The sequence below is a fragment of the Bacillus sp. FSL W8-0519 genome (assembly GCF_038005585.1).
Lineage (GTDB): Bacteria > Bacillota > Bacilli > Bacillales > Bacillaceae_G > Bacillus_A > Bacillus_A paranthracis.
Map to the genome: position 1 here is coordinate 1,386,424 of NZ_JBBOTL010000001.1, position 18,886 is coordinate 1,405,309.

The following is an 18,886-nucleotide window of genomic DNA, read 5'->3' on the forward strand; positions in this document are numbered from 1 at the left end:
CGAAATGTTTGATATAGAGAAGTAGCTATGTTAGTATATGATATTTAGTGGACATATACTAAAGAGATATCTTTTGAAAAATAATGAAAATGAAATGAAGGTATAGCATCTGGATAATTTTACAGTTGTTGACCTATAGAATATAAGTTAAAATAAAATATTGCATAGAGGTGAAATACATGGATAAAGAATTAGCAAATACAATTTTGGATCAGCTGAAAAATGGTGAAATAAAGGAGTATGTTGTTACGAAAGATGTATTTTATACGTTCAGAGAAGTTTTAGTAAATCGAGAAGACTTTAAACATTTCATTGGTAACGCACAGCGCGGCGGACAAGTCATTTATACATACTCAGAAACGCCACGTTCGTAACTAGAAGAATATAGGGAGGAGACTTATGGGCGATTTTAAACAAGGCATATTATCGCATTGGGATTATATGTGGAAAGATAGAGCCGGCAACCGATTTATGGGAATGGTCATGTATCCAGAGAAAAGAAAGTGTTCGACAAAAATGCTTCAGAAAATAAAAAGAGCATATGAAGAGGCTGTAGAAATTAAAGTAACTGTACAAGTTCAACATACATGTCAGTACGTTGAAGGAATGATTGTGTACTTTGATGAAGAAGCTCCTGTATGTACAATGATTGATAAAGATGAAAATCCACATCATATATTTGTAAAAGATATTTTGCGTATTGAGCACTCTGCATAATCTTTTCATAAATAAGTTGAATTTCCATAATAATAATCTTTTTCTATAATAGTTATCTTTTAGTATGTAACGCGAATCGAAAGTATATGTATAATATTTAATAAAGTAAAGTTGATAAATGTAATCGTTTTTTAGAACAGATTATCGTTTCATGTCTGTTCTTTTTTGCGTGATGCTGGAGAAATATATTCCTCCAGCATTTGCCGTTTTATGACAAAATATATTGTTAACTTTTTTAAAAATAAGGTTAAATTCGTTGACAACTTTTTTGAAAAGCACTTTATTGACATGAGTTTTAGAATGTTGTTTCATAGTCATTGTATTGAAAAAAATCGACGGTCTTGTCGAAAAGTAAAAGTTAAAAAAAGAAAGAATTTATACATATATCTTGTGTCTTATTTTGAAACGTAATACAATATATAGAGAAATCAAGAAACAACATACAGAGAGTATAGATTGAAAAGGGAGGGTCGGAAATGTTAGTTGCATATGATTCTATGACAGGAAACGTGAAGCGTTTCATCCACAAATTAAATATGCCGGCCGTTCAAATTGGTGAAGATCTAGTAATAGATGAAGACTTTATTTTAATTACGTATACAACAGGTTTTGGCAATGTACCAGAACGTGTTTTAGAATTTTTAGAGCGCAATAATGAAAAATTAAAAGGCGTATCTGCAAGCGGCAATCGTAACTGGGGAGACATGTTCGGTGCAAGTGCTGACAAAATTTCTGCTAAATATGAAGTGCCTATTGTATCAAAATTTGAGTTATCAGGAACAAATAACGATGTAGAATATTTTAAGGAAAGGGTGCGGGAGATTGCGACACATTGAACTGAATAATGAAATCACGCAAATGCAGGACGGTTTTTATCAGCTTCATAAAGATAAAGAGGCATTAGAAGTCTTTATGGAAGAAGCTAGAGAGAATACCGTTCATTTTAATAGCGTGGCAGAGCGAATGGAGTATATGAAAGAACATGATTACTATTACAACGTTCTGGACGAGTATAACTTGGAGGAAGTAGAAGAGGTATATAACATCGCTTATGGTGAAAACTTCGAGTTCCAATCTTATATGGCAGCATCTAAGTTCTACAAAGATTATGCGTTAAAAACAAATGATCAAAAACAATACTTAGAAAGCTATGAAGATCGTGTAGCAATTGTGTCATTATACTTAGGACGCGGTGATGTTGCGAAGGCAAAACAATTCGCAAGCATGATTGTCAAACAAAACTACCAACCAGCGACACCAACCTTTTTAAATGCGGGAAGAAGCAGAAGAGGAGAAATGGTGTCTTGTTTCTTGTTAGAGATGGATGATAGCTTAAATTCAATCGGCTTTAACATTAATACTGCAATGCAATTATCAAAAATCGGCGGAGGAGTAGCTTTAAACTTATCTAAGCTACGCGCACGCGGTGAGCAAATTAAAGGTATCGACAACGCTGCAAGTGGTGTAGTACCTGTTATGAAGTTACTTGAAGATTCGTTTTCATATGCGAATCAGCTTGGCCAACGAAAAGGTGCTGGCGCAGTATACTTGAACATTTTCCATTGGGACATTATTGAATTCCTTGATACAAAAAAAATAAATGCCGATGAGAAGAGCCGTATTCAGTCTCTATCAATCGGAATTATCGTTCCAAGTAAGTTCTTTGAGCTTGCTGAGAAAAACGAACCTTTCCATGTTTTCGCGCCTTATACGGTGTATAAAGAATACGGAAAGCATTTAGATGATATTGATATCGATGAAATGTACGATGAATTAATGAGCAATCCGAAAGTGAAGAAGAAGCCGCTAGATATTAGTGCGCGTGATATGCTTATTAAAATTGCTATGATCCAGCTTGAGTCTGGTTATCCGTACTTAATGTTTAAATCAAATGCAAATAACCAACATCCATTGAAGGATATTGGAACTGTGAAGATGTCGAACTTGTGTTAAATATGTAGCACCTTCTAGTAGAAATGCTAGTCGAAAACTCCGTTAAACGGGGAAAGCCTCAAATTTGAGGTAACCTACCGTGCTAAATCTTATCTTAGAATGAAAATATAAAAGTTCAGAATGTATCTTATTATTTTGTATAGCAGAGTTATGGGACAACATAAAGTAATAAGAGACTTTCTGAAAGATTAAGATAAGTAAAAGCCTAACGACTATCCCTTATGGGAGTAGAGCGCAAGCGATTGGCGTTCGAAAAGCGGAGCACCTAATCAGGTAATGCTGTAGGTGATGATATAGTCTGTCCTGTATGGTGACATACAGCAGTTGCATGAGCAACGGACTGAGGAGTAGCGAACTCGGTTGAACATTCGAGACAGAAATCTTCCAGCTTCAAGAAACTTCTGAAATAAATGATTACGGTACAGATGACATTATTCGTCGTGATATTAACTGTAACTTAGGATCGTTAAATATCGTAAATGTAATGGAAAACAAAGAAATTCGTGAAGCGGTTCATGCGGGAATGGAAGCTTTAACAGCTGTTTCTGATATGACGATTATTCCGAATGCACCAACTGTGAAAAAAGCTAATGATGAGCTTCATTCCGTTGGACTTGGCGCAATGAACTTACACGGATATTTAGCAAAAAATAAAATCGCTTATGAAAGTGCAGAAGCGAAAGAGTTCGCTCGTACATTCTTTATGATGTTAAATTACTACTCTATTGAGAAAAGTATGGAAATCGCTAAAGAAAAAGGCGAGACATTTAAAGACTTCGATAAATCTGATTATGCGAGCGGCACATACTTTGAAAAGTATGAAACGACAGATTACAGTCCAGTAACTGAAAAAGTTCAGCAATTATTTGAAGGAATTCATATTCCAACAAAAGAAGATTGGACAAGTTTAAAAGAGCAAGTGCAGAAGAATGGTTTATACAACTCATATCGTCTTGCCATCGCTCCTACGCAATCGATCAGTTACGTTCAAAATGCAACTTCAAGCGTAATGCCGATTGTAAGTCAAATCGAATCAAGAACGTATGCGAATGCGACAACATATTATCCGATGCCGTATTTATCAAAAGATACGTTCTGGTACTATAAATCTTCTTACGATATGAATCAGTTTAAATTAATTGATTTAATCGCAGAAATTCAAGAACATATTGACCAAGGAATTAGTACAATTCTTTACGTTAATAGTGATATTTCAACACGTGAATTAGCACGTTACTACATCTATGCACATAAAAAAGGCTTAAAGAGTCTGTATTATACGAGAACGCGTAAATTAAGCGTGGAAGAGTGTGTGGCTTGTACTGTTTAATATAAAAAGCGAGACATGATGAGCAGGGTTTTCTGAACCCTGCTCATGCTCAGTTATCAATTTTTCATGTTTATTTAGAGAAGGGGCGATTGAATGCGTGCGGTAAACTGGAACAAAAAAGAAGATGATTTTAGTTTAATGTTTTGGAAGCAAAACATCGCTCAGTTTTGGACAGAAGAAGAAATCGCGGTGTCTTCTGACAAAAATACTTGGGTGCAATTATCAAAAGAAGAGCAAATTGCTTATAAGCGTGTATTAGGTGGTTTAACACTTTTAGATACGAAACAAGGCGGCGAAGGGATGCCACTTGTACTTGTTCATCTTGAAAATTTACAAGCGAAAAGTGTATTAGCTTTCATGGGTGCTATGGAAGAAGTACATGCGAAGAGCTACAGTCATATCTTTACAACATTAGCTACTGAAGAAGAAATCGATGAGATTTTTGACTGGGTAGACAATCATCCGTTACTTGAGAAAAAGGCTGGTATTATTACAAGTTACTATCGTCGTTTATTAAAACCTGAAGTGACGAAAAAAGAGTTATACATGGCAATGGTAGCAAGTGTGTTCTTAGAAAGTTACTTATTCTATAGTGGATTCTTCTATCCGCTTTACTTAGCTGGTCAAGGTAAACTGACGGCGAGTGGTGAGATTATTAACTTAATAATTCGTGATGAGTCAATTCACGGCGTATTCGTCGGTATTTTAGCACAACAAATCTTCGCGGAACTTTCTGCAGAAGATCAACAAGAAGTGCAAAAAGAAACGCAAGAGTTATTAATGGAACTATATGAAATCGAAATGGCATACACAGAAGAAATTTACACTTCTATCGGTCTTGTAGAAGATGTAAATCGTTTCGTTCGTTACAATGCGAATAAAGGACTTATGAACTTAGGACTTGAGCCGAAGTTTGAAGAAGAAGAAATTAACCCAATCGTTTTAAATGGTTTGCGTACAGATACGAAAAACCATGATTTCTTCTCTGTAAAAGGAAATGGTTACGTAAAAGCAACGAACGTTGAAAAGTTATCTGATGATGACTTCGTGTTTAATTTTTAATATATGATCATAAAGAAAAGCTGTCTTATTCATTGATAAGACAGCTTTTCTTTATGGTTTTGTTTACATAACACTATTATTTTCGTATAACGATTTCTGTTTGAAAAATTCTATCCAGCTAACGGATAGAATTTTTTTGTAAGTAAATGGGTATTTACAATCCTTTTGTATCGGTGTATTATTTAACTAGTACACCGATACAAAAGGAGGGAAGAAATGAAAATAGAGTTTTCTCCAAATACACCAATTTACATTCAGGTAATGGAATACATAAAAAAAGAAATCGTAACAGGACATTTATTGCCTGGTGATAAAATTCCCTCTGTACGTGAATTAGCGAGTGAATTACAAGTAAATCCAAATACGATCCAGCGTACATTTCAAGAGCTAGAACGAGATGGGGTTGTTGTAACACGTAGGGGAATGGGACGATATGTAACGAATGAAGGGGAGAAAATTATGGAGCTGCGAAAAGAGATGGCGAAAGAATTACTTCACTCTTTTATAGATGGAATGGACAATTTAGGTTTTTCAGAAGAAGAAATTCTTACAATTCTTCGTTCTTCATTACATGAGAAAAGGGAGGAGAGCGAATGACAGAGCTATTAAAAATAGAAAACTTATGGAAAAGATACGGATTAAAAGCAGTGATTCGTGAATTAAACATAGAGATTACCGAAGGAAAAATTGTTGGACTTGTTGGAGATAACGGGAGCGGGAAAACGACGTTATTGAAAATGATTGCTGGTCTGCAGCACCCTTCTGAAGGTAGTATTACAATCGCTAGTAAAAAGGTAGGGTTAGAAACGAAAGAAATCGTTTCTTTTATGTCTGATAAACCAGTATTTGATGATTGGATGACAGTAAAAGATTCTATATTTTTCTACCGCGATTTTTATAAAGACTTCGACATTCAAAAAGCGGTAGATACGGTTGCGGAGTTTAAAATACCGTTAGAAGAAAAAATTACAGCTTTATCAAAAGGGATGGTTGAAAAGCTACAAATCATTTTAACATTTTCGAGGAAAGCGAAGTTATACGTACTAGATGAACCGTTGGGAGGGATTGATCTCATTTCTAGGGAACACGTACTGGAACTTATTCTACAATTTTATAGAGAAGATTGTACAATCCTAATTTCGACTCATTTAATAAATGAAGTTGAAAATATTTTTGATGAAGTAATCTTTTTAAAAGATGGGGAAATTGTATTGTATGAAAATGTAGAAGAATTACGTTTTCAAAGAGGGAAAGCGGTCACAGATGTGTTTAAGGAGGTGTTTAGTAGATGAAGCCGAGCTTAATATACATGTACAATATAAATAAAAAGCAAATTATTATTTCGTTGCTATCATTTATATTCGTTATCGCTGTAGCTTTCGTAAGTTTGGGGAATTATATTAAGCAAGAATCAGGAGAAGTAAGACAAACAATTATAGTTAGTTTCGTTATTCTAGTATATATAACTTTTTTAGCAATGATAGTTATTCAGGCGGTGTCTGCATTTGGAAAAATGACTGAAAGCACATTATTTCGGTTAACATCGATATCGGGTAAAAAGATTGTTTTAGCAATATTGTTATACGTTGTAATTTATTTACTTATTTTCGAATTAATGGGTTCTATTTTTTTATATGGTATTTCTATGAAAATAATAAAAGGTACAGAGCTCTATGAAGTATTATTTACTCAAAGTGTATTCAATCCACTAAAGCACCTCTTTAGTACTATGTTATATGTATTTAATTTATCTAGCATATTGCTAGTATTACTTTTTTCAGTAGCAAGCGTTAAAGTGTTTTCTTTGAAAAAGAAGAAGTTAAAATATCCAATGGTATTTTTCTTATTTTTACTAGTAACAAAATTATTAGGTACTATATATGGAATGTTGGGCGGTCTTGCACCTGCTGCACCTCTAATAAAAAAATTAGTATATATAGATGAACCATCAGGAGCGGATGTGTTTCTCTATCCGGAAAAACTTATGAATTTATATAGCCTTAGTTTTTCTATAGGAATATTTATTCTACTTGTTTATATAACAGGTCGCATAATCGATAAAAAACTAGAAGTCTAAAGGAGGAATCAGCATTGGGAAACGTAGTAGTAAAATTAGAGAAGGTTCGAAAAAAAATTGGTGGAACGGAAATTATTCGTGGTTTATCATTTGAAGTTCGTGAAGGGGAAGTATACGGGTTCCTTGGACCAAACGGTAGCGGTAAGACAACGACGATCCGTATGATGACAGGTCTTATTTCAATGACAGAGGGCGATATTACAATTTGTGGTCATAGTATTCGCACGGAGCGTGAAAAGGCGCTAGAGAAAATTGGAGCGATTGTAGAAAATCCTGAACTATATGATTATATGACAGGAATGCAAAACTTAAAGCATTTTGCGAACATGGCAATTACACAAATTAGTAAAGAGCGCATTGCTGAAATTGTAAAACTGGTTGAATTAGAGCATGCGATTCATAAAAAGGTGAAAACATATTCACTTGGTATGAAACAACGTTTAGGAATTGCACAGGCATTACTTCATCAGCCGAAAATTTTAATTTTAGATGAACCGACAAATGGATTAGATCCAGCTGGTATTCGTCAAATTCGTGATTATTTACAACGTTTAGCGAAAGAAGAGAATATTGCTGTAATCGTATCAAGTCACTTATTAAGTGAAATTGAACTCATGTGTGATCGCGTCGTTATTATTAAGCAAGGTGAGTTTGTACAAGAGTACAACTTACATGAACAAGCAAAACATGATGAGACAGTAGTTGTAGCGTTTGAAGTAGATCAAGTACAGAAAGCAAATGAAATCATTAAAGGTAAGGCGCAAGGAAATGTCATTGTAGTATCTGTAACGAAAGAAGAAATTCCGCAACTTGTAAAGAAACTTGTGAATGACGATGTGCTTGTATACGGAGTTACTGTTCAAAATAAAACGTTAGAGGATGAGTTCTTAGCGATTACAGGGGGAGTGAAAGCGTAATGTTTAAATTAATTCAAAATGAATTTTTAAAGCTGCATGCGAAAAAAGGAATGTATATTTTAATTGGTGTTATTGCAGTATTGGAGATTTTGGGAGTTTTAGCGATGCTGAAATGGGGAGATGGAAGTGAATTTAAAGGATCCTATTTAGATTTTGCAAGTTCAGAGATTGGTTTAATTACTTTGTTTGCAACAATTTTTGGCATTACGATTGCTTCGCGTATGATTACGGATGAGTTCCAAAAAGGTACAATTAAGCAGTTATTAATCCGTCCAAGAAAACGAATGACAGTTTTATTCTCTAAATATATTACAGTGTTACTTACTATAGTATTTATCATATTTGCTAGTACGTTAATTGCTATGATTATTGGATTAATTGTAATGGATGGTAGTAAAACAGAATTAACGTTAGGAATCGTAATGAAATCTACCTTATATCAAGTACTTTCACCGCTCTTCTTTGCGACGCTTGCATTTTTCTTAGCAAACGTATTTAGAAAATCTGTATTACCATTAATTATTACGATGTTCCTGTTCTTCTTACAAGGAGCAATTAATATGGTATTAATGATGTTTGCAAAAGGCGTAGCGAAGTTTATAGTATTCTTCCATTTGGATTTAAGAGCTTACGATGGCAATAAATTAATTAGTGGCGGAGTAGAACCTACATTCACAGAATTTACGTTTACAACTTCATTATTACTTGTAGCTGCATACTTTGTTGTATTGCTTGTAGCATCAAGTGCATTATTCCAAAAACGTGACGTATTATAATAAAAGAAATCCCCGCTTGTAAAAACGGGGATTTTTATTACATAACTTGCTCAGGTAGTGCAACTTGAAGAGCAGTAATATAGTATTTTAATAGATATGTTGTTTGAAAGTAATTGAGAAAAATAGGAAGAGTTCAACTATATTCATATTATAATGTAGTTATCCGCCCATTTACTTTTACTAACTTTGGAGGTGTTCTATATGCACTATGCATTTTCACGTATAAGGCTACGTAGCTTTTTTGGATGGATGATCATAGGGCTGTTCCTTACGATGATCCCATTAGGTCTATCAAATGTTTCTGAGAATACAACGGAGGTTATTTCACAAATAACTTTGTTTTTTGTATTTCCGTTATTTTGGTTATACGTAAAAACCAATAAAAATAATGTTGTATTTAATAGTTTTTTTGATAAGCCAGGACGTTTACCGTGGGGATTAATTGTATTAGCAACGATAATGGGAATGATTTTTTCAGTCGGTATATCTCATATTCAATTTTACATATTAGCACATACGTTACCGAATTTCTTAGTTACTATGTTAGAAGACGGAAATGTTATTAATACGAGTAACATATATATGACGATATTTACTTTCGTTTCAGCATGTGTATTAGCACCAATTATGGAAGAGGTTATTTTTAGGGGCTTCTTTTTACAGCGAATGGCTTATAAATGGGGGATTAAAAAAGCTGTCATTATATCTTCCATTATTTTTGGCTTAGGACATTTTGATGTTATTGGTGCGTTCATGTTTGGTGTTGTTATGTGTCTTTTATACTTAAAGACACAAAATATATGGACGAATATCGCTGTACACGCTCTAAATAATTTAATTGCAACAAGTATGCAATTTGTTGGCGGAGAAGAGAGTAGCGCAATTTCAATTCCTGAATTACAAGCGCAAAGTAATTTATGGATCGGTATCGGTCTTACAGTTGTTGGATTACTTTGGTTAATTCCTTACGTTTGGAAACAATGGCGTACGGTAAAAGAAGTGGGTGTGCCACCAGTGCGCTTCATAAATGAGGAAAAAGTAGTGAGTGCATCACAAGAAAATGAAGTGTATAGTCAAGTGATTGTAACAGATAGATTGATGGCTGTAGAGCTACCAGATGAGGCTGTAAATAAGCTCGGGTTAGAAGAAAATGATTATGTAACAGTATCTGTAGAAGACGATAAAATCGTTATAAAGAAAGCGCATGATAGATAAGTAAAAAGTAGCTCCTTGTGAGCTACTTTTTACTTTGTAATAATTTCCACACGAAAATTATTGCCGTTCTTTACATATTTAATATCTGTAACAGTGCGGACTGCTTTTAAAATCTCAACTTTTTCACCAATTCGAGGGATAGTCGGAACATTGTCCCAAATGCCAAGCAAGTCATCTAATTGTGCCGTTTTTTCATAAAACCAGATTTTCAATGTAAAACCCCTTTCTCGAACTATATGTATTTTAATACATAATATATTATTTTTATTCTTATTGTAAGGGGTTTTTATATATTTTATGAATAAAAATTAATTAATCTTCTGGAAAGATATGTTCAATATCAGGAGTAAGAGATATTTCTGATAATACGATATGAGAAACAGTCGTTGCATATGAAGAAACATCATTAATAAATTCTTCAAGTTCAACGAGTGAAGGAACAGAAATTTTTACAATGTAGCATAAGCTTCCTGTTACGCGGTAACAAAAACTTGCGGACGGATAAGACTGAATAAACTGTTGCATACGCGTTGTATCCCCGTTTTTTAAAGTGATTTCTAAAATACAGTCTAAAACAAGTCCTGCTTTTTTATAATCGATATCGATTGTGTATTTTTGGATAACGCCTTCACTTTCGAGCTTACGAACACGTTCTGCAGTAGACGGAGCAGATAAGTTTACTCGTTTCGCCAATTCACGCATGGAAAGGCGACTATCATTATATAATTCATTTAAAATTTTTCGATCAACACGATCTAGTTGCATGTGTAAATATACCTCCAGTAAAATGATAATTTTTGTAAAGGAAAAATATAAATTAAGATTCATATGAAATGTAAAGAGAACTTTATTTATTTTACAATAAAACTGAAGGGAATAGGAGGAAAAATAATGGAGAGAATTTCATTATCAAATGTAGGAGATACAAAGTTTCAAAGGTTATTAGGTCATAATCCGGAAATATTACATTCGTGGAGTACATTAGAAAATACATTATACAATAAAGGAACTCTTTCAGCAGAGTTAAAGGAGCAAGTGAGAAGAACATTAGCGTATGGGAATGAATGCCCGTACTGTATGGCGAAGGGAAGGCCTGATGATATGCAAAAGGTAGAAGAAATTGGTGTAGCAGTTACTTTTGCGCATACATTTATTCATGACAAAAAGGCGATAGATGATAATATGTTTCATGTATTGAAACAATACTGGACGGAAAAAGAAATTGTAGAGCTTTGTGCGTATATTTGTTTTATTACTGCGTCACAACAATTTGGTTTTCTATTTCAATTACAGCCGAAAGAAGGAGAAAATGATGAATAATCAAATAGCACTTATTATAATTGATGTACAAAAGGCGTTTCAATTACCATACTGGGGTGAGAGAAATAATCTTTTTGCTGAAGAAAATATGAGAATTTTGTTAGCAGAATGGAGAAAAAGGAAACGACCAGTTTTTCATATTCAACATGTAAATAAAGAAAATGATCAGTCGATGTTTTATGAGGGAGCGGAAACAGTCAACTTTAAAGAAGAGTTGCAACCACTACCAGGTGAAGTGGTTATTCAAAAATCTGTTAATAGCGCATTCATTGGGACAAATTTAGAAGAGCAATTAAGAGAGAACAAATGTAATGCAGTAGTGATTGTAGGATTAACGACAAATCATTGTGTGGAGACTACGACACGAATGGCAGGGAATTTAGGATTTAAAACATATTTAGTGAGTGATGCGACGGCTACTTTTAACCGTAATGGTCTAGATGGTAAAGAGTATAGTGCAGAAGATATTCATAATATGACACTTGTAAATTTACATGAAGAGTTTGCTACAATTATGACGACAAAAGAAGTATTGAAATTATTTTAAGAAAATAATTGCGAATTATGTAGAAAAAAATAAGAATATTTCGTATAATCTAAGTACAATCATTTTAAAAATAGGGGTGGCATCGTATGGAGCAAATTCCGGTAAAGAGAATAGAAGAAGTACTTGTTGTAGCAGGGGATGACAAACAAAAGCAAAAGGAATTTTATGAATTGCTCTTATCTACTGAGTTTTATGTTGCTGGCTCATTAGAAGCAGAGGAAGGTGCAACAGAAGGGATACTTCGTTTGCGTCATTTCCAAGGAGAGGGTAGATGGATCGTTCCGTTCTTTACACAAATGGAATTTGTAAAAGATGTGTTGCCAGAAGGAACACCCCTTATTACGATACGTGGGAAAGAATTATTTGGTAGCATTGAGAAAGATGCTACAGCAGTATTAAATGTCGGTACTGATATAAGTAAAACATTTATTCCAGAAGAAATTGCAGATATCGCATCTGGACGAATTTTTAACTATTATAAATAAAGTGAAGCTTTAATCAGTGGGGGTTTTCTTCATCCCCCACTGATTATTAGTTGAACCAATCGGGCTTTAATGGGCAGCCCGACCCCCACCTAACTTCTTTACTTTCGCTGAATTTTGATGTGGGGGTCTTACTGCCCATTAAAGCGGGATAAAAGGAAAAGCTGAATTGCTTTTCCTTTTTAATTTGAACACGGAGTGGCTATGCCAGAAGAAATAGAGAGTGTTTTATTATTTGTATTTATTGTCGCTGTAGCTCCAAGAGGGATTCCGATGTTTGGGCTTATATGTCCAATCGGTAAACCGAATAGGACAGGTATAGCATATGAAGTGAAATATTCATATAGTATTGTTTGCAATGATTGAGATGGTTTAGAAGGAGTGCAGTCATGACAACTTGTAAAAATAACACCACTACATTCATGAAACTTTCCAGATAAAAGTAGCTGATTTAACATACGATCAACGCGATACGGTTCTTCCCCAATGTCTTCAAGCAATAAAAGTTTATTGGCTGTATTTATCTCGTAGGAGGAGCCAATGATACTCGTTAACACCGCTAAATTGCCTCCAACTAACTGACCTGTAACTGTACGGGAAGAGCTAGGTACGATACATTCTGAAGCAGATAAGATGGTTGAATACGGATGAAATAGTTGGTTGAAAGAAGATAAAGAAAGAGAATCTACCCCTTTCCCTAATTCTTCAACCATTGGGCCATGAAAAGTAATAAGCTTTGCATAACGTGAAAAGGCAGTATGTAAAGCTGTAATATCGCTATATCCCCAAAAGATTTTTGGATTTTGCCGAATGATTTCATATTGAATGTGAGGGAGGAGACGAGCGCTACCGTAACCACCCCGTGCACAGAAAACGGCCTTTACCTCATGGTTTGAAAATGCTTCATGTATATCATCAAGCCGGACTTGATCCCTTCCAGCTAAATATCCATATTTCTCATAAACACTCTTCCCGATTACTACAGATAAACCCATTTCTTGTAATACCTTTACACCTTTTAATACATTTTCAATTGTTGGTGGCCCGGACGGTGCAATAATCATTACTGTATCACCTTGTTGTAATGCATTTGGATATATCATTGTTTTCAGCCTCCTTCACTTTCAATATATTCGCTTCATAGGAAGTTCAATCCTTGTAAAAGAAGGGAAAAGTTTGTCAAATAAAGAAGATATAAAGAGAATAGGAGGAGAAACAATGTTTACAAGTCGAGTCATAGATACATTACAAATTAAGTATCCCATCATTCAAGCCGGTATGGCGGGTGCGATTACGACGCCAGAACTCGTTGCAGCTGTGAGTAATAGCGGAGGATTAGGAACGCTTGGAGCAGGCTATATGAGCCCAGAACAAATTCGTGAAGCAATTTATACAATAAGGGAGCTAACAGATAAGCCCTTCGGTGTTAATTTACTTTTAACAAAAGAGATACAGATAGAAGAAGAGAAGATAAACTTGGCAAAGAGATTACTTAGCAGAGTGAATAGAGAATTCGGTATAGAGGAAGAAGAGCAGGTAAAGCTTCCAAAAAGTTATAAAGAACAATTACAAGTGTTAGTAGAAGAAAAAGTACCAGTCGTTAGCTTTGCGTTTCAAACGTTAGAAAAAGAAGAGATAAATGATTTGAAAAGAAGTGGAATAAAAGTCATCGGCACAGCTACTCATGTGGCAGAGGCGAAAGTGCTTGCTGAATTAGGAGTAGACATTATTGTCGGTCAAGGCAGCGAGGCAGGAGGGCATAGAGGAACGTTTATCGGGAAAGAACAGGACGCTATGATTGGTACGTTTGCATTAATTCCGCAGCTAGTAGCAGCAGTTCCGCATATCCCGATTGTTGCAGCAGGTGGTGTAATGAACGGGCAAGGGCTTGTTGCTGCATTTACACTGGGAGCAGAAGCTGTTCAAATGGGATCAGCCTTTTTAACGAGTGAAGAGAGTATTACGCATGACGTGTATAAAAAAGCGGTTTTACGTAGTACAGATACGAGTACAACTGTGACTCGTGCGTTTTCCGGGAAATATGCACGAGGTATTCGTAATGAATTTATAGAGAAGCATGAAGGGAAAGAAGAAGACCTTCCGATGTATCCGGTGCAAAATGTATTAACCTCTAAAATACGCCAACAAGCAGCAAAGCAAAATAATGGAGAATATATGTCACTTTGGGCAGGACAAGCGTCATCATTAGCACGAATAGAATCAGCTCAGCATGTAGTGGAGAGAGTGATGAAAGAAGCAGATAACACAATTGAACAATTGCAAAATGTATATAGAAAAAGACCACTTGAATAATTCAAGCGGTCTTTTCATTAGTTTGCTTTATAAAATTGTTGGATGGCTTCATCGATATAAACCCAGCCTTTCCAACCTAAGTGCATGTGATCTTTTAAGAAGTATTTATCATACTCATGATTTGAGAAGTCAGCAATTGGATAGCCAGCTTTCTCAATTTGCTCATGAACTTTCTTATAGTACAATTCTCGGCGTTCTTTCGGGAAGCCAGCGTAATCGTACCAAGGACCTTTTACAGGAACAGAAATGAAGAGTGGTTTTGCACCAGATTGTTTTAATAAATCAAGTGCAATTTGTAAATCTTCATATTCTGGCGATTGATCATAAGCATCATTTTTTAAGTAGCCTTCACGTTGCTTTAATTTTTTCTTGATTTTGCTGTTGAAGTAACCATCTTCAATACCGTAATTGTTAGATCCAGATTCTGCTGCACCTGTTTGATCTGCATGTTTACGAGCCTCTTCCCAGCTCATTTGTTTTAATGAAGGATCAAGTTTTTCTTTATGCGGTTTAATATTAAACATAGCTGTAAATAAATCTTTACGATCTAAAATGTTACGATAAATATAAGCGAAAGGTTTAGCAGCAAGTGCTTTTACTTTATGCTTTGTATCATCGTAAACGATACCTTCAAGCGAAATTTTTAATAAAGTTTCTTTCTTAACGATCTCAAAGTTTAATAAACGCTTTGCAATTTGCTTTTTCATTTCAGGTTTTACATCATCGTTGAAAATGAAGTGGTAACCTTGTTGCTTTGAAAAGTTAGGTGCAAAGTGTGTTTCATCAATACCTTGTGGTACAAACCATTGCGGAGAAAGAACGAATACCATTTTCTTATCTTTCAATTGATCCATTGTAGATGCAAAGTTTAATACATGTACAAGGTCTTGTGTTCCGCCACGTCCAAGTAGGAATGGTGTGAATCCTTCAGGCTTTACTTTGAAATAATTTGATGGATGGTAAGCATCCATACGTGCGAATTCCGATGAACCATACATCGGAAGGTATTTCGAGTCTGCTAACATCTTTTGCTGTAAAATCATACTTTGAATCTTTTCTTCTTTTAAAGAAGTTGCAGCTTGTTCTACTTTTTCGTCACTTAAAAGCGGGAGTAGAAAGCGCGTCGGAATAAGTAGGAATACAGCAAAAAGGGCCAATGCTAAAAGCATCGGACCAAATTTTGCTTTGTTCATCGGATTTCTTCCAACTTCTTAATAACCATGTTTGGAGTAGCCCACTCGTCACGATCAAAATCAGAAATAGAAACTTCAATATCTAAACGCTCTTGGAATTCAACTAATAAAGATACTACAGCGAAAGAATCAAGAATACCTTCTTCAAATAATTGAACATCTAAGTTTTCTTTTACAATATCGTTTTCACATACTTCTTCTAAAATATCTAATACTTGCTCTTTAAATTCTGCCATTTTTAAAATCTCCTTTATATCCGAAATATATTATATGTGCAACTTCTTAATGGTATAAGAAGGGTGCATTAAAAGTATCTGTTAAGGTGTCCAGAGAAAATTAGGAAACCGAAACATACAACGTGGAACGTAATTACGATCGCAAGGACGTGTGTAAATTTGTTGTTTGGCCAAAACTTATGCTTTTTGTTTTTTCGTTCGAAAATATCGAATAGAATAAACAGTGCGGCATGATAAAGACCATAAATAATGTATTGATACACATGCTCACCAGTAATATGCCAAATTCCCATAATGAAGAAGTTTAAAAACGCCCCGATATACGAAATAGTGTAACGGTTCTTAATTAACTTTTTCTTCGTTGCAAAAAAGACGAAACGCATGTAAATAAAATCACGGAACCAGAATGATAAACTCATGTGCCAGCGGTTCCAGAAGTCTTTAATATTACGACTAAGGAACGGTTTATTAAAGTTTTCTGGCGTTTTAATACCCATCATATAACTCACACCAATTACAAATGAGCTATAACCAGCAAAGTCGAAGAATAAATATAAGCTATAGCTATACATGTAAATCATATTGGATAGGATTGTATCTTGCTGTGCAAATGCCGGATCCATAAAATATTGCTTTATTAAGTAAGCGATAATAAATTTATACAAGAAACCTTGGAAAATACGGTTTAATCCAGTATATAGTAAATTTTGATATTCTTCTGCACTAGGTGGCTTTTGAATATCTTTTTGGAATCTACGGTAACGATCGATAGGTCCTGTTGAAATTGCTGGGAAGAATAAAACGAATTCCCAAAAATTAAAGAAGGATAGTTCTTTAATTAAACCATCACGAACTTCAAATACCATTTGTACTGCCCTAAATGTTACATAAGACATACCTAAAAATACAATAAACTTTAGGTCAGGTGCAAATGGTGCGATTTTTGCCAAAATAAGTGGCAAAATTGATAAAATAACAGCTATACAAAACGTGAATGTACTATTATTTTGTTTTCTTAAAAGTAAATAGCCTTTAATTAGGGCATATTGCCAAATAATAAATGCGGCTAACATAATCGCTTGCTTCGGTTTATCTGAGAAGATAATAGCAAGCATGACTAATGTTAAAACGGCATTATATTTACGCAACATTTTACCTTTTAATCCAGCTATGATAGTAGGTATTAACAAAATGCCCACTATAGCGAAAAAATAAAATGATCCATATGCGGTCATGCTGTAACCTCACTCAATAATTTTTTGCGATCTACCTTTCCATTTGGTGTCATTGGAATAGAAGATTGATACATGAATTTACGTGGAATCATGTAGTTTGGTAATCGCTCATTGAGTTCTTTTTTGATTGCAGATGTTAATTTGAATTCTTTTTCAAATGAATGTTCTCCAGGAACAACAACCGCTAATAAATAATCGTATTTCTCACCTTTTTTAATTGGAACGATAACTGCTCCTTCTACGTAAGAACACGCACGAAGGTGATGCTCAATTTCTTCTAATTCCATTCGATAACCATGCAGCTTAATTTGGAAATCAAGACGACCATTATAGAATAGAAGACCATTTTCAACATAGCCAGCATCGCCTGTTTTATAGGCGCGCTCACCGTCAATCATAGTAAATGCTTTTTCTGTTAATTCAGGGCTTCCTAAATATCCAACGCTTACGCTTGGACCAACAATTACGATTTCACCTTTTTCACCATCAGGCGCAATCGTACCATCTTCTTTCATAATAAGAAGGCAGCAGTCTGATTTACAGTAGCCAACTGGAAGTGATTTGTATTGATCAAGCACTTCTTCTGTAACGTGAATACCTGTTACAGCGACAGTAGCTTCAGTTGGACCGTACGTATTCATAATTGTTGCTTTTGGGAAACGCTCAATTAATTTTCTAGCTACTTCATTTGGTAACACTTCACCGCAGAATAAGAATGTTTTCATGTTTGGTAGCATACTCTCAGAGAAAGATGCTTCCATTAAACACATTTCTGCGAAAGATGGTGTGGAAGTCCATACTTGTATATCCGATTGCTCTAAAGAAGCAAACAAGTCTTTTGGACGTGCAATCATATCTTTATCAATTGCCCAAAGTGTACCACCTGTTACTAATGATGGGTAAATATCCATGACAGATAAATCAAATGAGAAAGGTGCTTGGTTTAAGAATACTTGCCCCGTTTGTAAGTTGAAATCTTCTACAGCCCATTTTGTAAAACTTACAAGGCAGTTATAAGTAATCTGAACCCCTTTCGGATTACCTGTGCTTCCTGATGTGTAAATAATGTAGAAGTTTTCATCACCTGTTACCGCATGTTCAGGATTTGGAGTTTTCCCTTTATGAGTAAAGAAAATATCTTTTAAGTTGTCCTCACTTACAATGCGAACTGGTAAATCAGTTACAGTTACTTCAGTTCCTGATAAAAGTAGTTTCGCACCAGAATTTTCAGCGATACGTTGTACACGATCAGCTGGGATAGATAAATCTACAGGAATATAAGCATGTCCAGCTTTTACACATCCTAAAAAGTTAATAATCATTTCAGGTTGCATATGGCCATACACCATAATTGGTGAACGATCATCTGGATACTCAGAAGAAATCCAATGTGCTAACGCATCAGAATCTTCCTTTAATTGTTTGTACGTAATTTTCGCATCTCGCCAAACAAAAGCAGTTTGATCAGGCGTTTCAATAGCCCACTTTTCAATTTGTTCTAATAACTTCATAA

The 18,886-nt window shown here is 34.9% G+C and carries 22 protein-coding genes and 1 pseudogene; 16 read left to right on the top strand and 7 right to left on the bottom strand.

Annotated elements, in window-relative coordinates; genetic code table 11:
• Positions 1–179: 179 nt before the first annotated feature.
• From NST14_RS07195 to NST14_RS07250, 12 genes and pseudogenes are all read left to right on the top strand, one after another.
• Positions 180–374 carry a hypothetical protein gene (locus NST14_RS07195; protein ID WP_000356683.1) on the top strand — a complete coding sequence of 65 codons (195 nt, stop codon included), beginning with the start codon at positions 180–182 and terminating at the stop codon, positions 372–374.
• A 25-nt stretch (positions 375–399) separates the two neighbouring features.
• Positions 400–717: a hypothetical protein gene (locus NST14_RS07200; RefSeq protein ID WP_229142927.1), complete on the top strand. Its 318-nt coding sequence runs from the start codon at positions 400–402 to the stop codon at positions 715–717.
• Positions 718–1,193: 476 nt separating this feature from the next.
• Positions 1,194–1,553 (top strand): class Ib ribonucleoside-diphosphate reductase assembly flavoprotein NrdI, encoded by a 360-nt coding sequence (nrdI, locus tag NST14_RS07205; RefSeq protein WP_000959450.1) that lies wholly within the window; start codon positions 1,194–1,196, stop codon positions 1,551–1,553.
• Positions 1,540–2,667 (top strand): annotated as a pseudogene (locus NST14_RS07210) (ribonucleotide reductase N-terminal alpha domain-containing protein); the annotation flags it as partial. The gene nrdI and the pseudogene NST14_RS07210, both read left to right, overlap by 14 nt.
• A gap of 382 nt (positions 2,668–3,049) precedes the next feature.
• Positions 3,050–4,000, top strand: coding sequence for a ribonucleotide reductase (locus NST14_RS07215; protein WP_073536430.1), 951 nt, complete (start codon positions 3,050–3,052; stop codon positions 3,998–4,000).
• A 93-nt stretch (positions 4,001–4,093) separates the two neighbouring features.
• Positions 4,094–5,062, top strand: coding sequence for a class 1b ribonucleoside-diphosphate reductase subunit beta (nrdF, locus tag NST14_RS07220; RefSeq protein WP_001203035.1), 969 nt, complete (start codon positions 4,094–4,096; stop codon positions 5,060–5,062).
• 216 nt (positions 5,063–5,278) lie between these two features.
• The gene (locus tag NST14_RS07225) at positions 5,279–5,659 is read left to right on the top strand and encodes a GntR family transcriptional regulator (protein ID WP_000687513.1); all 381 of its coding nucleotides are present in this window, start codon (positions 5,279–5,281) and stop codon (positions 5,657–5,659) included.
• Positions 5,656–6,354 carry an ABC transporter ATP-binding protein gene (locus NST14_RS07230; RefSeq protein WP_000137737.1) on the top strand — a complete coding sequence of 233 codons (699 nt, stop codon included), beginning with the start codon at positions 5,656–5,658 and terminating at the stop codon, positions 6,352–6,354. The genes NST14_RS07225 and NST14_RS07230 overlap by 4 nt, the downstream gene beginning before the upstream one ends.
• Positions 6,351–7,139: a hypothetical protein gene (locus NST14_RS07235; protein ID WP_000804797.1), complete on the top strand. Its 789-nt coding sequence runs from the start codon at positions 6,351–6,353 to the stop codon at positions 7,137–7,139. The genes NST14_RS07230 and NST14_RS07235 overlap by 4 nt, the downstream gene beginning before the upstream one ends.
• A gap of 14 nt (positions 7,140–7,153) precedes the next feature.
• Positions 7,154–8,056, top strand: a complete 903-nt coding sequence (locus NST14_RS07240; protein ID WP_000528779.1) for an ABC transporter ATP-binding protein — start codon at positions 7,154–7,156, stop codon at positions 8,054–8,056.
• Positions 8,056–8,832 carry an ABC transporter permease gene (locus NST14_RS07245; protein ID WP_000475445.1) on the top strand — a complete coding sequence of 259 codons (777 nt, stop codon included), beginning with the start codon at positions 8,056–8,058 and terminating at the stop codon, positions 8,830–8,832. Before NST14_RS07240 ends, NST14_RS07245 begins: the two co-directional genes overlap by 1 nt.
• Before the next feature lie 201 nt (positions 8,833–9,033).
• Entirely contained in the window at positions 9,034–10,047 is a 1,014-nt protein-coding gene (locus NST14_RS07250; protein ID WP_109630921.1) for a CPBP family intramembrane glutamic endopeptidase, read from the top strand.
• Between the two features lie 29 nt (positions 10,048–10,076).
• Here the strand turns inward: NST14_RS07250 and NST14_RS07255 are convergent, their stop codons facing one another.
• Positions 10,077–10,259: a DUF3913 family protein gene (locus tag NST14_RS07255; protein WP_000707103.1), complete on the bottom strand. Its 183-nt coding sequence runs from the start codon at positions 10,257–10,259 to the stop codon at positions 10,077–10,079.
• A 100-nt stretch (positions 10,260–10,359) separates the two neighbouring features.
• The gene (locus tag NST14_RS07260) at positions 10,360–10,812 is read right to left on the bottom strand and encodes an Lrp/AsnC family transcriptional regulator (RefSeq protein WP_001175495.1); all 453 of its coding nucleotides are present in this window, start codon (positions 10,810–10,812) and stop codon (positions 10,360–10,362) included.
• Positions 10,813–10,875: 63 nt separating this feature from the next.
• Here NST14_RS07260 and NST14_RS07265 point away from each other — a divergent pair, with 63 nt between their 5' ends.
• The 3 genes from NST14_RS07265 to NST14_RS07275 all read left to right on the top strand — a co-directional run bounded on the left by NST14_RS07265 (position 10,876) and on the right by NST14_RS07275 (position 12,399).
• Positions 10,876–11,367 carry a carboxymuconolactone decarboxylase family protein gene (locus NST14_RS07265; protein WP_001997023.1) on the top strand — a complete coding sequence of 164 codons (492 nt, stop codon included), beginning with the start codon at positions 10,876–10,878 and terminating at the stop codon, positions 11,365–11,367.
• On the top strand, positions 11,360–11,914 hold the full coding sequence (locus NST14_RS07270; RefSeq protein WP_001064616.1) for a cysteine hydrolase family protein: 555 nt from the start codon (positions 11,360–11,362) through the stop codon (positions 11,912–11,914). The genes NST14_RS07265 and NST14_RS07270 overlap by 8 nt, the downstream gene beginning before the upstream one ends.
• Positions 11,915–12,000: 86 nt before the next feature.
• The gene (locus NST14_RS07275; RefSeq protein WP_000435208.1) at positions 12,001–12,399 is read left to right on the top strand and encodes an SseB family protein; all 399 of its coding nucleotides are present in this window, start codon (positions 12,001–12,003) and stop codon (positions 12,397–12,399) included.
• Between the two features lie 179 nt (positions 12,400–12,578).
• Here the strand turns inward: NST14_RS07275 and NST14_RS07280 are convergent, their stop codons facing one another.
• Positions 12,579–13,499: a S66 peptidase family protein gene (locus NST14_RS07280; protein WP_000640088.1), complete on the bottom strand. Its 921-nt coding sequence runs from the start codon at positions 13,497–13,499 to the stop codon at positions 12,579–12,581.
• A gap of 115 nt (positions 13,500–13,614) precedes the next feature.
• Between NST14_RS07280 and NST14_RS07285 the strand changes: the two genes are divergently transcribed.
• Positions 13,615–14,709 carry an NAD(P)H-dependent flavin oxidoreductase gene (locus NST14_RS07285; protein ID WP_073542007.1) on the top strand — a complete coding sequence of 365 codons (1,095 nt, stop codon included), beginning with the start codon at positions 13,615–13,617 and terminating at the stop codon, positions 14,707–14,709.
• A gap of 17 nt (positions 14,710–14,726) precedes the next feature.
• Here the strand turns inward: NST14_RS07285 and dltD are convergent, their stop codons facing one another.
• From dltD to dltA, 4 genes are all read right to left on the bottom strand, one after another.
• A complete protein-coding gene (gene dltD, locus NST14_RS07290; RefSeq protein ID WP_001030285.1) occupies positions 14,727–15,902 on the bottom strand; it encodes a D-alanyl-lipoteichoic acid biosynthesis protein DltD in 1,176 nt (391 codons plus the stop codon).
• The gene (gene dltC, locus NST14_RS07295; protein WP_000807310.1) at positions 15,899–16,138 is read right to left on the bottom strand and encodes a D-alanine--poly(phosphoribitol) ligase subunit DltC; all 240 of its coding nucleotides are present in this window, start codon (positions 16,136–16,138) and stop codon (positions 15,899–15,901) included. The genes dltD and dltC overlap by 4 nt, the downstream gene beginning before the upstream one ends.
• 68 nt (positions 16,139–16,206) lie before the next feature.
• On the bottom strand, positions 16,207–17,373 hold the full coding sequence (gene dltB, locus NST14_RS07300) for a D-alanyl-lipoteichoic acid biosynthesis protein DltB (protein WP_229132081.1): 1,167 nt from the start codon (positions 17,371–17,373) through the stop codon (positions 16,207–16,209).
• Positions 17,370–18,884 (bottom strand): D-alanine--poly(phosphoribitol) ligase subunit DltA, encoded by a 1,515-nt coding sequence (gene dltA / locus NST14_RS07305; protein WP_341118427.1) that lies wholly within the window; start codon positions 18,882–18,884, stop codon positions 17,370–17,372. Before dltA ends, dltB begins: the two co-directional genes overlap by 4 nt.
• Between the last annotated feature and the right edge of the window lie 2 nt (positions 18,885–18,886).